Annotated in this window: 15 protein-coding genes; 5 read left to right on the plus strand and 10 right to left on the minus strand. The window is 74.2% G+C overall.

The genetic code is table 11. From position 1 onward, the window contains the following. Positions 1–22 precede the first annotated feature (22 nt). The 3 genes from ACZ6CZ_RS18950 to sbnA are packed head-to-tail and all read left to right on the plus strand — an operon-like array spanning position 23 to position 3174. Positions 23–1027: a TauD/TfdA family dioxygenase gene (locus ACZ6CZ_RS18950; RefSeq protein ID WP_469022145.1), complete on the plus strand. Its 1005-nt coding sequence runs from the start codon at positions 23–25 to the stop codon at positions 1025–1027. Then, positions 1024–2094, plus strand: coding sequence for a 2,3-diaminopropionate biosynthesis protein SbnB (sbnB, locus tag ACZ6CZ_RS18955; RefSeq protein WP_469022149.1), 1071 nt, complete (start codon positions 1024–1026; stop codon positions 2092–2094). The genes ACZ6CZ_RS18950 and sbnB overlap by 4 nt, the downstream gene beginning before the upstream one ends. A gap of 33 nt (positions 2095–2127) precedes the next feature. After that, complete coding sequence (gene sbnA / locus ACZ6CZ_RS18960) at positions 2128–3174, plus strand: 2,3-diaminopropionate biosynthesis protein SbnA (RefSeq protein ID WP_469022152.1); 1047 nt, start codon at positions 2128–2130, stop codon at positions 3172–3174. 68 nt (positions 3175–3242) lie between these two features. Here the strand turns inward: sbnA and ACZ6CZ_RS18965 are convergent, their stop codons facing one another. The 3 genes from ACZ6CZ_RS18965 to ACZ6CZ_RS18975 form a co-directional block, all read right to left on the minus strand. Next, positions 3243–4088: an RNA polymerase sigma factor SigF gene (locus ACZ6CZ_RS18965; protein ID WP_469022154.1), complete on the minus strand. Its 846-nt coding sequence runs from the start codon at positions 4086–4088 to the stop codon at positions 3243–3245. Between the two features lie 86 nt (positions 4089–4174). Beyond that, positions 4175–5107: an anti-sigma factor RsbA family regulatory protein gene (locus tag ACZ6CZ_RS18970; RefSeq protein WP_469022157.1), complete on the minus strand. Its 933-nt coding sequence runs from the start codon at positions 5105–5107 to the stop codon at positions 4175–4177. After that, the gene (locus tag ACZ6CZ_RS18975) at positions 5104–5463 is read right to left on the minus strand and encodes an STAS domain-containing protein (RefSeq protein ID WP_469022159.1); all 360 of its coding nucleotides are present in this window, start codon (positions 5461–5463) and stop codon (positions 5104–5106) included. Before ACZ6CZ_RS18975 ends, ACZ6CZ_RS18970 begins: the two co-directional genes overlap by 4 nt. Before the next feature lie 180 nt (positions 5464–5643). On the opposite strand from ACZ6CZ_RS18975, the gene ACZ6CZ_RS18980 reads away from it, so the two are divergent. Together ACZ6CZ_RS18980 and ACZ6CZ_RS18985 are read left to right on the plus strand one after the other, a co-directional pair. Further along, positions 5644–6069: a VOC family protein gene (locus tag ACZ6CZ_RS18980; RefSeq protein WP_469022162.1), complete on the plus strand. Its 426-nt coding sequence runs from the start codon at positions 5644–5646 to the stop codon at positions 6067–6069. 147 nt (positions 6070–6216) lie between these two features. Beyond that, positions 6217–6750, plus strand: a complete 534-nt coding sequence (locus ACZ6CZ_RS18985) for a hypothetical protein (protein WP_469022164.1) — start codon at positions 6217–6219, stop codon at positions 6748–6750. 7 nt (positions 6751–6757) lie between these two features. Here ACZ6CZ_RS18985 and ACZ6CZ_RS18990 read toward each other — a convergent pair whose 3' ends face one another. The 7 genes from ACZ6CZ_RS18990 to ACZ6CZ_RS19020 form a co-directional block, all read right to left on the minus strand. After that, entirely contained in the window at positions 6758–8662 is a 1905-nt protein-coding gene (locus ACZ6CZ_RS18990; RefSeq protein WP_469022167.1) for a GMC family oxidoreductase, read from the minus strand. Beyond that, positions 8659–10059, minus strand: coding sequence for a hypothetical protein (locus ACZ6CZ_RS18995; protein WP_469022170.1), 1401 nt, complete (start codon positions 10057–10059; stop codon positions 8659–8661). Before ACZ6CZ_RS18995 ends, ACZ6CZ_RS18990 begins: the two co-directional genes overlap by 4 nt. Then, complete coding sequence (locus ACZ6CZ_RS19000) at positions 10056–10772, minus strand: FadR/GntR family transcriptional regulator (protein ID WP_469022172.1); 717 nt, start codon at positions 10770–10772, stop codon at positions 10056–10058. Before ACZ6CZ_RS19000 ends, ACZ6CZ_RS18995 begins: the two co-directional genes overlap by 4 nt. Before the next feature lie 226 nt (positions 10773–10998). Continuing rightward, on the minus strand, positions 10999–11202 hold the full coding sequence (locus tag ACZ6CZ_RS19005; RefSeq protein WP_059190954.1) for a cold-shock protein: 204 nt from the start codon (positions 11200–11202) through the stop codon (positions 10999–11001). 873 nt (positions 11203–12075) lie between these two features. Then, positions 12076–12291: a hypothetical protein gene (locus ACZ6CZ_RS19010; RefSeq protein ID WP_469022175.1), complete on the minus strand. Its 216-nt coding sequence runs from the start codon at positions 12289–12291 to the stop codon at positions 12076–12078. Between the two features lie 111 nt (positions 12292–12402). Continuing rightward, positions 12403–12657 (minus strand): hypothetical protein, encoded by a 255-nt coding sequence (locus tag ACZ6CZ_RS19015; RefSeq protein WP_469022177.1) that lies wholly within the window; start codon positions 12655–12657, stop codon positions 12403–12405. A 294-nt stretch (positions 12658–12951) separates the two neighbouring features. Next, positions 12952–13464 carry a DUF4232 domain-containing protein gene (locus ACZ6CZ_RS19020; protein WP_469022180.1) on the minus strand — a complete coding sequence of 171 codons (513 nt, stop codon included), beginning with the start codon at positions 13462–13464 and terminating at the stop codon, positions 12952–12954. Positions 13465–13578: the final 114 nt, after the last annotated feature.

Genomic DNA, 13578 nt, shown 5'->3' on the forward strand with positions numbered 1-13578 from the left:
CGGCTACCGAAAGGAAACCGAGATGTCGTCCTCACCTCTGGCACCACCGCTCGACGTGGAGCTGCGGCCGGACAGACCCGCGATCCTGCACGTCGACCCGCCCGGCGACGCGGCGGGCTGGGCGGCCGCCCACCGCGAGTCGCTGCGGGCGCGGGTCACCGAGCACGGGGCACTGGTCGTGCGCGGCCTGGACCTGCGCGAGACGTCCCGGGCCGGTGCGGTGTTCACGGAGCTGGCCGGCGGGCTGATGACGGAACGGGAGGCCTTCGCCACCCGTGACACCTACGGCCCCGGGCTGTACTCCTCCACCAGCTGGCCCGCCAACCAGCCGATGTGCATGCACCACGAGCTGAGTTACCTGCTGGAGGTGCCCGGCCTGCTGCTGTTCGCCTGCCTGACGGCGCCCGGCCAGGGCGGGGCGACGGCGGTGGCCGACGCCGAAGAGGTGCTCCAGGCGCTGCCCAGCGCGCTGACCGAGCGGTTCGAGCGGGAGGGCTGGCTGCTGACCCGCTCCTACAACGACGAGATCGGCGCCTCCCTGGCGGAGTCGTTCGGCACGCAGGACCGCGCCGAGATCGACCGCTACTGCCGGGCCCACGGCATCGACGCCACCTGGCGGCCCGACGGCTCCCTGCGCACCGAGCAGCGCCGCAGCGCGGTGGTGCGGCACCCGCTCACCGGGCGGCGCTGCTGGTTCAACCAGATCGCCTTCCTCAACGAGTGGACGCTGGCGCCGGAGGTGCGCGAGTACCTGACCGACGTCTACGGCGAGGACGGCCTGCCGTTCAACACGCGCTACGGCGACGGCAGTCCGATCGGCGAGGAGGTGGTCCAGCTGCTCAACGCCACCTACGAGGAGCACACCAGGCGCGAGCCGTGGCAGGCCGGTGACCTGCTGCTCGTGGACAACATCCGCACCGCGCACAGCAGGGAGGCCTACACCGGGGAGCGCCAGGTCCTCGTCGGCATGGCCGAGCCGCAGCGCCTGCCCGACGGGTGCCCGACCCCGGAAGCGAGCCGGCGATGACCCACGTGCTGTCCGAGCCCACCCAGCCGGCCGGCTCGCGGCCCGCTCCGCCCCCGACGTTCGCGGTGATCTCCGGCGAGCAGGTCCAGCAGGCCCTGCGCGGGCGCGAGAAGCAGATCGTGGAGCTGGTCGCGGCCACCTACCGGCTGCACGGGGCCGGGGACTCCGTCAACCCGCCGTCGTACTTCCTGCGCTTCCCCGACCGTCCCGCGTCGCGCATCATCGCGCTGCCCGCCTCCCTCGGCGGGCCGGACCCCGTGGACGGCCTGAAGTGGATCTCCAGCTTCCCCGAGAACGTCGGTGCCGGGCTGCCCCGGGCCTCCGCGGTCCTGGTCCTCAACGACCACGACACCGGCTACCCCTTCGCCTGCCTGGAGAGCTCCATCATCAGCGCGACCCGGACGGCCGCCTCGGCGGCGCTGGCGGCCGACCGGCTCAGCCGCACCCGGGCCCGGCCGACCCGCGTCGGGTTCTTCGGCACCGGCCTGATCGCCCGCTACATCCACACCTTCCTCACCGGCACCGGCTGGACCTTCGACGACGTCGGCGTGCACGACGTCTCGGCGGACAGCGCGGCCGGCTTCCGCGGCTACCTGGAGCAGGCCGGCGCCCCCGGACAGGTCACCGTCCACGACAGCGCCGAGAGCCTCGTCCGCTCCAGCGACCTGGTGGTCTTCGCCACCGTGGCCGGCTCACCGCACGTGAGCGACCCGGACTGGTTCGGCCACAACCCGCTGGTGCTGCACGTGTCCCTGCGTGACCTGGCCCCCGAGATCCTGCTCGCCTCGGCGAACTACGTCGATGACGTCGAGCACTGCCTGAAGGCCGACACCTCCCCCCATCTCGTCGAGCAGCGCACCGGCAACCGGGACTTCCTGGACGGCACCCTCGACGACGTCATGACCGGCCGGGCCGTCCCGCCGGCGGACCGCCCGGTGATCTTCTCGCCCTTCGGGCTGGGCGTCCTCGACCTCGCCGTCGGCAAGTACGTCTACGACGAAGTGGCCCGGGCGGGCCGGCTCCGCCTCATCGACGACTTCTTCCACGACCTGCGCCGCTACGGCTGAGGCCGTCCTCAGCCCGGTGACAGGAGGTCCACCGTGCCCGTCATATCCACCCCCGATGCTTTCAACGAAGGCCATCTCTTCGTCGACCTGGAGTCGATCTTCGGACATCCGCTCTACCTGAAGTGCGAGGGCTTCAACTTCGCGGGTTCCATCAAGCTGAAGGCCGCCAAGGAGATGGTGGAGAGCGCCGAGCGTGACGGAACCCTGACGCCGGACTCCATCCTGGTCGAATCCTCGTCCGGGAACCTGGGAGTGGCGCTCAGCATGATCGCCGCGAGCAAGGGTTACCGGTTCCTGTGCGTGACCGACTCCCGCTGCAATCTCTCCACCCGGCTGCTCATGGAGGCGCTCGGCAGCCAGGTCCACGTCGTGGCCGACCTCGACGCCAACGGCGGGTTCCTCGGCACCCGCATCGAATACGTCCGCGGCCTGTGCGCGTCCGACGAGCGGTACGTATGGCTCAGCCAGTACACCAACGCAGGCAACTGGCGGGCGCACTACCGTACGACGGCACCCGAGATCGCGAACCAGTTCCCGCGGCTGGACGTCCTGTTCGTCGGCGCCGGCACCACGGGCACGCTGATGGGCTGCGCCCGCTGGTTCCGGCAGTGGCACCGGCCGGTGCGGATCGTCGCCGTGGACAGCGTGGGCTCGGTGGCCTTCGGCGGCCCGCCCGGCCGCCGGATGATCCCGGGCCTGGGCATGAGCATGCGCCCGCCGCTGCTGAACGAGTCGTACGTGGACGAGGTGATCCGGGTGGAGGAGGCGGACACCATCCGCACCTGCCACCGGCTGGCCCGCGGCGGTTTCCTGTTCGGCGGCTCCACGGGCACGGTGGTCAGCGGTGCCACGAACTGGCTAGCCCGGCACAACACCCAGGGCCTGACCGCCGTGGCCATCGCAGCCGACCTCGGCGAGCGCTACCTCGACACCATCTACCAGACCAACTGGCTCCAGGACCTGTACGGCGACCACGTACTCGACCCAGGCGAGGAGGACCCGCCGCGCCGGGAGGTCAAGTCCGTGGTGCGCGGGATGAAGTCGGCGTCCAGGGCGCCGGGCCGGCGCCGCAAGTCCTGACCGCCGTCCGCCGCACCGCGCGAAGGGCCCGCCGTGACCGGCGGGCCCTTCGCGGCGGACGGGAGGTGTCAGCTCTCGGTGAGCATGCCCTCGCGCAGCCGGGCCAGGGTGCGGGAGAGCAGGCGGGAGACGTGCATCTGGGAGACGCCGAGGCGCTCGCCGATCTGGGCCTGGGTCAGTTCCTCAACGAACCGCATGTGGATGATCTGCCGGTCGCGCTCGCCGAGCTGGGCGATCAGGGGGGCCAGGGCGTGGAAGTCCTCCACCAGCTCCAGCGCGGTGTCGTCGGTGCCGATGAAGTCCGCGAGCGCGGTCTCGCCGTCCTCGCTGCCACCGAGGGCGGCGTCCAGGGAGGAGGAGTTGTAGCCGTTGGAGGCCAGCCGGGCCTCGATGACCTCCTCCTCGGACAGGCACATCAGTTCCGACAGTTCCCTGACCGACGGGCTGCGCCCGAGCCGGCTGCGCAGTTCCTCGGTGGCGCGCGCCAGCTGGACCCGGGCCTCCTGCAGGCGCCGCGGCACGTGCACCGCCCAGGACGTGTCGCGGAAGAAGCGCTTGATCTCGCCGACGATGTAGGGCACGGCGAAGGAGGTGAACTCCACCTCGCGGGTCAGCTCGAACCGGTCGATCGCCTTGATCAGGCCGATCATGCCGACCTGGACGATGTCCTCCATCTCGTCCCGGCCCCGGCTGCGGAACCGGGCCGCCGCGAAGCGGACGAGGGACATGTTCATCTCGATCAGCGTGTTGCGCGCGTACTGGTATCCGGGCGTCCCCTCCTCCAGCACGGCCAGCTGGTCGAAGAACAGCTTCGACAGTTCACGGGCGTCCTTGGGAGCCATCCTGGAGGGGTCGGCGACCTCCGGCAGCTCAGCCATGGGCACGTCCGTCCGCGCTGTGGTCACCGCCGTCATGAATACCTCCCGAGACTCGCCCTGCCTGTCTGGCACGGGCCGACGCCCACGCTGCTACCCAGACTTCCGCCGCGCATGCCGGTCTTTCAGCAGCCGACATAGAAACGGATCGTGGTGCCGTCGGCGCCGGTGTGCACCCGGACGAGGTCGGCGATGTGGTTGACGAGCAGCAGTCCGCGCCCACCCGGCTCCGTCCGGTGCGGCGGCCGGCGGCCGGCGAGGGGGTCGGTGAGCCGGCCCGCGTCGTGGACCTCGCAGAGGGTCTGCCCGTCCTCGGCCCAGATCCGCAGCGTTCCGACGCCGCCGCCGTGCACGACGCTGTTGGTCGTCAACTCCGCCACCGCCAGGGCGACATCGTCCAGTCGCAGGCCCGACAGGCCCAGTCGCCGCGCCTCGGCGACGGCGAAGGAGCGCACCTCGGGCAGCGTCTCGGCGGTGAAGGACCGCGAGGGGACGCCCGGCGGGTGCGGCAGGGGCTGGTTGTAGCGGGCTATCACCCGCTCGGGGTCGTAGTCGGCCGAGGCCTGCGCGCGCGTGCCGTCGATGACGACGGGATGGGTGGCCCGGGCGTCCGCGATGACCCGCTCCGGGAGTCCATCCGTGTCGTACGGACACAGGATGGTCACCTCCCGGCCGGTGAACGCCGCGTTGATGAGCGCCTCGTGCTGGACGCAGGCCGGGTACTCGGTGTCCGAGCGGCCCGCCCAGATCGGCTCGCCGATGATGCGCACCCGGCCGGGTGCCTGGGCGTCGGCGAACCTGCGCAGGACGTCGGGGATGATCCGGCCGGGGTTGCGGCCGGCCTGCGTCATGTCGACCAGCGTGACGTCCGCCGCACGGGGGCCGAGCCCGTCGCGGATCAGCTCCAGCCGGTCCGGCGGGGCGGCGACGGCGGCCGGCTCACCGGCCTCCAGGCCCTCCAGCAGGAACGGCACGGTGCCTTTGACGTACGCGCTGTCCCCGCCGTAGAACAGCGCGGGATGGACGAACGGCTCATGTGCGGTGGCTGTCTGCGTCACCGTGCCACCTCGATCGAGGGAAGTCCGGGCCAGAAGAGGTCCAGGATGCGCGTCAGCTGACGCGGAGGCTGCCGCACGAGGATGCGCCGCCCGTCCGGCAGCCCCTGCGCGGCGACCGCGAGGTCCGTCACCCCGGCGACGTCCACGAACCGGACCTGGGACAGGTCCATGTGCAGCACGTCGGTGGGGCTGCTCACCAGTTCCCCCAGGGCCTGCCGCCAGGTGGCGCGTGTGGTCATGCTGATCTCCCCGATCGCGCGCACCCCGGGCGGCTCGGGCAGGGGCTGGAACCGCAGTCCGGGCGGGGCGTCCGGCATCGCGGGCAGGGTTCTGCCCGGGCCGTGCGGGCTGTCCACACTCGTCCCCCCTCGTTCACGGGCTCGCGGCCACCGTGTCGGTCGTACCCATTGTGCATCCACAGTCTGACACCTCCTGCCCACCGGTGACCGACCGAGACCGTCCGGACGCCGCCGGCGGGTGCGGCACGCGCCGGTCGCCGGCGCCCCGCGGGCCGCCGCACACGGCACAGTGAGGGCATGGACACAGACGACAGCGACGCTCTGGCCCGCGCCCACGTGGCGACCAGGCTGCCGGCCCAGGACCTCGGCCGGGCGCGGCGCTTCTACCGCGAACAGCTCGGTCTGGAGCCCGTCGACGAACGGCCCGGGGGGCTGCTGTACCGCTGCTCCGGCACGGAGTTCGTGCTCTTCAGGTCGACGGGGGTCTCACCCGGCACCTTCACCCAGATGGCTTTCACGGTCGACGACATCGAGGTGGTCGTGGCGGAGCTGCGCCGGCGGGGCGTGGTGTTCGAGGAGGTCGACGCACCCGGGTTCCGGACGCGGGACGGGATCGCCGAGGTCGAGGGGAACTACCCGAGCAAGGGCGCGCGCGGGGAGCGCGGCGCCTGGTTCCGCGACAGCGAGGGGAACCTGCTGGGCATCGGCGAGCCGGTCGTCTAGGAGGCCGGGCACTGTGGCGGCGCGGGTGGCCACGGTTGCGCAACGAGGCCGCAACGGGATGACCCGCGCCGGCGCCCACGGGCCCGGAGGCTTCCTACCATCGGGGAGACGGGGGCACTTGGGGGTCCCCGGAGGGGGGAAGACTCCATGTCGGTGCGGTCGGCCGGGTCCGGGAGCAGGTACGGGCGTCTCGCCGGCGCCGTCGCGGTGGGGGTGGCGCTGACCGGCGCTTCGGGGTGCACGGTCCCCGTCGACGCCGTCGCGGGCATCTCCGTGACCGGTGACGGCCGGCTGCTCGGCGTCCTGATGGTGTGCGGGCACCGGATCGACGGCGCGACCCTGTACCGGGACACCGGCTCCGACCGGTCGGTGACGGTCGGCTCCTGGACGGCGAACCCGCCCCGCACCGGCGGACTGGCCACCTGGAACCTGGAGTCCCCCTCCGGCGGCTGGGCCGCGAAGCGGTCCCTCGCCCCCCTCCGGGCCGGTGTCACCTACAGCCTCTACGGCTGGACCGAGGACAACGCGTGGTCGTCGAGCAGTGTCTCCTTCAGCGCGGCCGACCGTGACCGGCTCACCCCGGGAACGGTCCGCTACGAGGACGTCTCGGCCGACGGCGACGAGATCGCCCGCACCGTGCCGCTCGCGGAGTTCGAAGCCCGGGCCTGCGAGGGCGACTGAACCACCGTCACCTCCTCGGGCTCACGGCCGGAGACCTGCCCTGGGGCTCGCCGCCGGCTTCCCGCACGGCGGCGCCGGTGACGGCCAGGGCGGCCGCCATGATGCTCAGCTGCGGGTTGACCTCGGGACAGCTGGGCAGCACGGAGCCGTCGGCGATCAGCACGCCGCGCACGCCGCGCAGCCGGCCGTGCGGGTCGGCCGGTGACCGCTCGGGATCGGCGCCGGCCGCGACCGTACCGGTGGGGTGGAACGCCGACAGGTGCAGGTGGCGCACGGTGACCGTGCCCAGGAGGGCGTCCAGTTCGGCCGGGGTCCGGGCGCGCGGCGCGTGCGGGACGCCGGTGAGCACCTCCTCGGCGCCCGCGGCGAACAGCAGCCTGCCCATGGCCCGGTGGGCGCGCAGCAGGCGGCCGGCGTCACGCGGCGCCAGGTCGTAGCGCGGCAGGGTGCGCTCCCGTCCGAGGACGCGGCCCGAGGGGCGGTCGGCGATCATGGCGCCGAGGGTCGCCAGCCGGTCCGCCCCTTCCAGCTCGCGGCGCAGTGCGCGGCCGACGCCGGGCAGCACGAAGGAACTCATGCCCGGGGGTGCCGCGGTGGCCTCGATCAGGATGCCGTCGTCGCGCAGGTGCTCCACGGCGGCGCTCTGCACGGCGCCCGGCCCGGCGGTGACCGGGTGGCCGAACCGGCCGGCGACGCTGATCGCCGGGTGCACGCTGAGGTTGCGGCCGAGCCGTGGGTGGTGTCCGAGGCCGGAGCGGCGCAGCAGCGGCGGGGTCTGGAGGGCGCCGGCGGCGACCACGACGAGAGGGCTGAGGATCTCCAGCGCGCTGCCGTCCGGGCGGTGCGCCAGCACCCCGGCGGCCCGGCGCCCGCCCGGCCGGTCGTGGTCGGTGAGGATCCGCCGGACCCGGGCGCCCGTGACGATGCGGGCGCCGGCCGCGCAGGCGTCGGGGAGCACGGACAGCTGGACGCTCTGTTTGGCGCCCGTGGGGCAGCCGACGACGCACTGGCAGGAGCCCGCGCAGCCCGGCGCGTTGCGCCGCAGCGGGGCCGCCGCCCAGCCGAGTTCCCTCGCTCCGGCCAGCGTCAGCCGTCCGTTCTCGCCGAGGACCGCCGGCGGCTGGGGGGCCACCCGGAGGGTGCGTTCGACGTCGTCGAGGTGGACGTCGAGGCCCTCGGCGGCAGCGAACCCGTACCGGTGCAGCCAGCGCGCGCGGACCTGTTCCGGAGTGCGGTAGCAGGTGCCGGAGTTGACGACGGTGGTGCCGCCGACCGCGCGGCCCACGGGCAGGACCAGCGGAGGGCGGCCGAGGGCTACGGTCGCGCCGCCGTCGCGGTACAGGTCGGTGAAGCGGTCGAGCGGGGCGCGGCGGGCGAACGACGCCGTGGTGTGGTGCTCGCCCTCCTCCAGGACGACGACGCGCAGCCCTGCGCGGGCGAGGGTCCGGGCGGCCATGGCCCCGCCGGCGCCCGATCCCACGACGACGGCGTCGGCGGCGGACCGCGTCGGCCACTCACGGGAGGGCGTGCAGTTCAGCGGCGGGTCGCCCGGCGCGGGCGGCGCGGCGGCAGCGCCGCGCAGGTGCAGGGTCCGTTCGGTGCCGGCCGCCAGCAGCAGCGGCAGCTTGACCGCGTCGAGGAGCGGCAGCAGGGGCGGCCGGGAGGCGAGCGCCGCCATGACCCGCTCGCGCCCCGCCGCGTCCAGGGCCGCCAGCCGGCTGCCGGTGCGGGCCACGGCGTAGGCGTCGATCGCCGCGGCCGCGCCGCGCACCGCCGCCCGGGCGGGTGCGGGCATGGCCGCCAGCAGCGTCCGGGCCCGCGCCGGCACGGCCCGCGTCCAGGCGGCCGTGCCGTCGTCCGCGAGGAGCGCCGCGGCGAGGCCGGCCAGGGCGGTGGTGTCCGACGTCCTCATCGCTCACCGACCTCGGCGTGCGCGGTGCCGCGCAGCCGCCAGGTGGCCGCCGGCCGCCAGCCGCCCCGCCAGCGCTCGACGCGGATCACCGCGTCCGCGCGCTCGCTGTTGCGGCAGACCGCGGTGGCGCCGTCGGGGTCGGTGTAGCCGAGGGTCAGCGTCCGTTGCGGCGGCTGGGTCACGGCGACCCGGATGCGGGTCAGGCCCGCCCTGCCCGTCACCCGCCACTCGGGCAGGCCGATGTCCGCGCGGAACCGGCCGGGTCCGGCCCAGCCCACGGCGGAGCGCTCCGCGCGCCGGGGCCAGGTACGGCCGCCGCGGCGCAGCCGCAGGAAGACCAGGGGCGGCAGCCGGTCCAGTCCGCGCCGCCGGGACACCGCGGCGACGATCTCCAGGACGTCGCCGCCGCCCAGGTCCGCGTGGAGCCAGGCCCAGCGGTGGGCGTTGCCGTGCCCGTAGATGCGGGCGGAGGCGCCCCGGGCGCCGGTCAGGCGCAGTTCGCCGGCGCCGTGGCGGACGGTTCCGCTGTAGCGGGCGTGGGTGGCGGGCAACATGTGGGAGGCCGGCAGCCAGGGGTGGCGCCAGGACCAGCGGGGGAAGGTGTGCAGCGGCGGGCCCTCCGGCCGCTCGGTGAGCGCCCAGGTCAGCGTCCCGGCGGAGCCGGTCAGCCGGCCGGGGCGGGCGCTGACGTCGCCGGCGGCGAAGCCCTCCGGGGGTGAGTCCCACGGGAGGGGTCCGAAGCGCGCGTGCTCGGGGGGCCCGTCCGGGGGGAAGACGGCGGCCCAGCCGTGCGCGTAGGGGGCGCGGCCGTCGGACGGCGCGACCAGCTCGTGGTGCAGCCACACCCCGCTGCCGGTCGCCGGGTCGGTGAGGGTCGTGTACCAGACCTCGGTCCGCCCGGGCCGGCCGTCCCAGCGGGCCGCCGGCCGGGGTACGGCGGTGGGCGCGGCCGTGCGGGGGAAGCGGAAGCTCGCCAGGAAGGGCAGCAGGCCGGTCGTGACGGGGAAGCGCAGGGTGCCCTCGCCGACGGGGGTGCCGTCCGCGTCGTCGTACAGGGTGTACGGCAGGACGGTCATCGAGGTGAGCGGGTGCCGGGGCGACATGGACTTCCAGCCGTCCAGGGTGAGGCGCCGGCCCGCCATGGTGAAGGTGATCCGGTAGCGGATCCTGCGGCGGGCCAGCGGCGATATCTCCATCTCGCCGGCGGCCGCCGCGTCGTCGGCCCGGCCCGCGATCCGCACCCGTCCGGTGATCCGGGCCCGCGTCGTGCGCCGGGGCAGCGGTACGGCGTCGGCGCCGACCAGCAGGTCGAGCCGCACCGGGCGCTCGCGGTCCGCGCCGGCCAGGCGTACCCGGCCCAGCATCGTCTCCCGGAACACCGTCCCGCGCGCGGTCACCGGACACCGTCCCGGTGTCCCCGGCCGGCCGCCAGGCCGTCGAGCATGACGCGTTCCGTCTCCGACAGGTACGCGTCCGCCGCGGTGCGCGCCGCCGCCCGGTCGCCGGCGGCCACGGCCTCCACGACCGGTGCGAGACGGTCGTGCGCGGCCCGGGCGTCCTGGAAGGGCCCGGCGAGCGCCGAGCGCAGCGGGAGGTAGGCGTTGAACAGGGTGTTGGTCAGCAGGACGTACACCCGGTTGCCGGTGGCGCGGGCCAGCGCGCGGTGCACCTCCACGTCCGCCAGCTGCACCGGCTCGCCGCCGGCCGCCTCCCTCACGGCCGCGAGCAGCGCCCGTACCTCGGCGACCTGGGCCTTCGTGGCCCGGGCCGCCGCGCGTTCGGCGATCAGCGCGCCGATGCCGCGCCGCACCTCGAAGATCTCGTCGAGCCAGTCGGGGCTGTGCCGCACCAGCATCGGCAGGAGGTCGGCGCCGCCCAGCCGCAGGAAGTCCCGCACCCGTGTGCCGACGCCGTGCCGCGTCTCCAGCAGTCCGGCGTGCGCCAGCCGGCCGAAGGCGTGCTTGAGGGTGGTGCGGGTGACCCCGAACCCGTCGGCCAGTTCCCGTTCGGGTGGCAGATAGCTCCCGGCCGGATGCCGCCCGGCGAGGATGTCCTCGCGCAGGCGCTGTTCCAGCACATCGACGATCGTCTCGCGCGGCAGTGCGTCCACCCGGGCCCCCAACGAGTCAGTGGTTCAGTGGCTGAGCCACTGAACCACCACGACCGACCGCCGTCAACAGGTGCGACAGGGAAGGGACTTCACGTCCCTGGCCGGCTGCCCGCCGGTGCCCGTACAGCCCTCAGCCCCTGGGGGTGGGACCGGGTGAGCCGCTGGGGCTCACCCGGTCCCCCCGCGCAGGGGCTGAGGATCACGCGACCGGCTCAGGCGGTCGCGGTCAGGCGGGGGTGATGTTCTCCGCCTGCGGGCCCTTCTGGCCCTGGGTGATGTCGAAGGTGACGGCCTGGCCTTCCTGGAGCTCGCGGAAGCCGCTGGCGTTGATGTTCGAGTAGTGCGCGAAGACGTCGGGACCGCCGCCGTCCTGCGCGATGAAGCCGAAGCCCTTTTCAGAGTTGAACCACTTGACGGTTCCGCTGGCCATGCCGTGCCTCTCAGTCGATGTCGGGTCCGCACCGTGCAGACCCGGGGTGGTGATCGTCCTGGTCCTCAAGCACTTGCACAGCAAAACGCCCGCACCACGGCGCGGGCAGGTACTGCGAACCACGACATCTGCGAACGACGCTACACGCCAAATCCGCTCAACTCCAGAGAGCAACAACCCCGAGGTGGTGGGAAATCGACCCCGGCGCCACCCCGCCGGCCTGCAATGCTGCTGATTGCTGCCGGATCGCGGCGATTCGTTCGGTGCGCACCGGGGTGAGCCGCGTGTCGCCGGCCGGACCTCCCGTCCACCGCGGGTCACCCGGTCGCCGAGGGCACCCGGACCCGTCCTCGAGCGGATCTCCGTCACGAACCGGACACCGGTGCCGGCGCTCCGGCGAGGCGGCGCCGGTGTGTGCTTGCCCTGGCACAGGCGCCGGTGTTCACGCGGAGCGCGAAGCGTCCGGCCGGCCAAAGGGTGAAGTCGCGGACCCGGAGGTCCGCTGCGGCCACTGTGCCAGGGCAGCTGCGCCGCGCGGCACGACTGCCACGTTACGACGGCCCCGACCGCTCGGCACCCCGGCCGTCTCCCGAACAGCCCTGGTCCGCGCCGGGCTGCTCCGCGTGCCGCACCCGGCGCGCGCGGCACGGCAGGCGGTGCCGGCGTGGAGGGGACGGGCAGGGCCTCGGAGCCGGCGACCGCCCGAAGAAGGATTTGCGGGGGCTGAGCAAGGCGGAGCTGTACCGGCGGGCCACCGAGCAGGGTGTCCCGGGCCGGTCCGGCATGAGCCGTGCGCAGCTGGTGGACGCTCTCGCCCGGGCCGGTCGTGCCGCACGCCGGGGCGATGGGGTGGCAGCACTGACCGGGCCCCGCTCAGTGCTGCCACACCTCCGCGCCGCCGCCGCGCCACTCGATCGCGCCGGACCGCCGTACCCAGTCCTCGTCCACGTCGTCGAGGCCCGCGAGGCGGAGGAACTCGACGACGTCCAGTGGTCCGTACGCCATCCCCAGGAAGCGCTCCCGGGCGCGGACCCGGCGGCCGCCGTCCTCGGCGGGGGGATAGATCACGATGAGCTGATCGTCGGCCATGACACCCACTGTGGGGGCGGTCCGGGCCGCCCGCATGCGGAGAGAGCTGACGCCGGGCCGGGCGGCATGCGCCACCGCGTCCCTGCGCCAGCTCTCCGGCCGGTGGGTCGGTCAGCTCACCACGATCACCACGACACCAGTGCCGACGAGGCCGCTGTGGAAGATGTCCCCGCCGCCCACTCGTCCGTAGTTGCAGTTGCCGTACCACCAGCCACCGCGGTTGAAGCAGTCACGGCCCACGTTGCTGGTCGCTCCGGCCGGGGTGGCCGCCGAGGCCGAACCTGCTGCACCGATGGCAGCACCACTGGCCATGAGAAGGCCCACCGCGGACGCTGCGACGAGACGCCTGGCGCGTTGTGTGTTCATGTGTCTACCTTCCTTCCATCCCCTCGTCGGGTTTCGCCGGTACGAGACGGATGGCCGCGACCGCCGTGGACGGAGCACGACGCGGTCGTAGGGGGTGCCGCGCGAGGTGGGAGGCGCCGCCTGTGCGGCCGGCCTGCCGGCCCCCGCGTACGGGACCGGTGCCGGCGGCGACGGGCGCACCGCCCGGAACGCGGCCTTCCCCTCCACGCTAGCCGTCCGGCGACCACCCAGCATCTCGAGGCGATCTCGCCCCGGGCCGCGGGCGGCCGCACCGGCCGTGGCCCCGGGCGCGGGTCAGGCGAGGGGGCCGACGAAGTTCCCGGGGCGCGCGGCGGCCTCCTGGCGGGTGATCCGGCCCCACGTCCAGTGCAGGGTCTTGACGGTGCCGCCGGGGAGGGTGACGACGGCCTGGTCGGGCCGGATGGTCTGGTTGCCCTTCGTGCCGCTGTCGTTGAGGAAGGTGATCGTGAACGTCGCGGACCTGCCGGCGCTCAGGTAGACGCTGTTGCCGCCCGGCTGCTGCATCAGCGACTCCGGCCGGCCGTTCGTGGTGAGGGTGACCGCGGGGGCGCCCAGGAGGGCGCAGGCCTGGCGGCCGGTGTTCGTCACCCGGACGACGGCCGTCCGCTGCCGGTCTCCCCCGCCCCCGGCCCGTGCGGTGCCGCCGGCCCACGCGAGGGTGACGTTCTTGCAGGCGGGCGCGGTGGCGGCCGCCGGGGCGAGGGCCTCGGCCGGGACGGCGGCGACCAGGGACGAAACCAGAGCGCCGGTCACGGCGCACAGGACGATATTGGAGGTGCGTGGCATGGGTGCCTCCGCGGATCGGGGCTGGTGTGACAGCAGGTACGAGGTACCGCGTGCGCGGCGGCATACCCCTCTTGAAAGCTGAACGACCTGCCGCTGCCCGGGGCAGGTCCACCG

The organism is Streptomyces sp. NPDC041135 (assembly GCF_055592085.1).

What these genes read in the sequence shown, in the direction of transcription:
- ACZ6CZ_RS18950 (WP_469022145.1), top strand. Translation starts at nt 23, where the DNA reads ATGTCGTCCTCACCTCTGGCACCACCGCTCGACGTGGAGCTGCGGCCG.
- sbnB (WP_469022149.1), top strand. Translation starts at nt 1,024, where the DNA reads ATGACCCACGTGCTGTCCGAGCCCACCCAGCCGGCCGGCTCGCGGCCC.
- ACZ6CZ_RS18965 (WP_469022154.1), bottom strand. Translation starts at nt 4,088, where the DNA reads ATGACGGCGGTGACCACAGCGCGGACGGACGTGCCCATGGCTGAGCTG.
- ACZ6CZ_RS18980 (WP_469022162.1), top strand. Translation starts at nt 5,644, where the DNA reads ATGGACACAGACGACAGCGACGCTCTGGCCCGCGCCCACGTGGCGACC.
- ACZ6CZ_RS18985 (WP_469022164.1), top strand. Translation starts at nt 6,217, where the DNA reads ATGTCGGTGCGGTCGGCCGGGTCCGGGAGCAGGTACGGGCGTCTCGCC.
- ACZ6CZ_RS18990 (WP_469022167.1), bottom strand. Translation starts at nt 8,662, where the DNA reads ATGAGGACGTCGGACACCACCGCCCTGGCCGGCCTCGCCGCGGCGCTC.
- ACZ6CZ_RS19005 (WP_059190954.1), bottom strand. Translation starts at nt 11,202, where the DNA reads ATGGCCAGCGGAACCGTCAAGTGGTTCAACTCTGAAAAGGGCTTCGGC.
- ACZ6CZ_RS19010 (WP_469022175.1), bottom strand. Translation starts at nt 12,291, where the DNA reads ATGGCCGACGATCAGCTCATCGTGATCTATCCCCCCGCCGAGGACGGC.
- ACZ6CZ_RS19015 (WP_469022177.1), bottom strand. Translation starts at nt 12,657, where the DNA reads ATGAACACACAACGCGCCAGGCGTCTCGTCGCAGCGTCCGCGGTGGGC.
- ACZ6CZ_RS19020 (WP_469022180.1), bottom strand. Translation starts at nt 13,464, where the DNA reads ATGCCACGCACCTCCAATATCGTCCTGTGCGCCGTGACCGGCGCTCTG.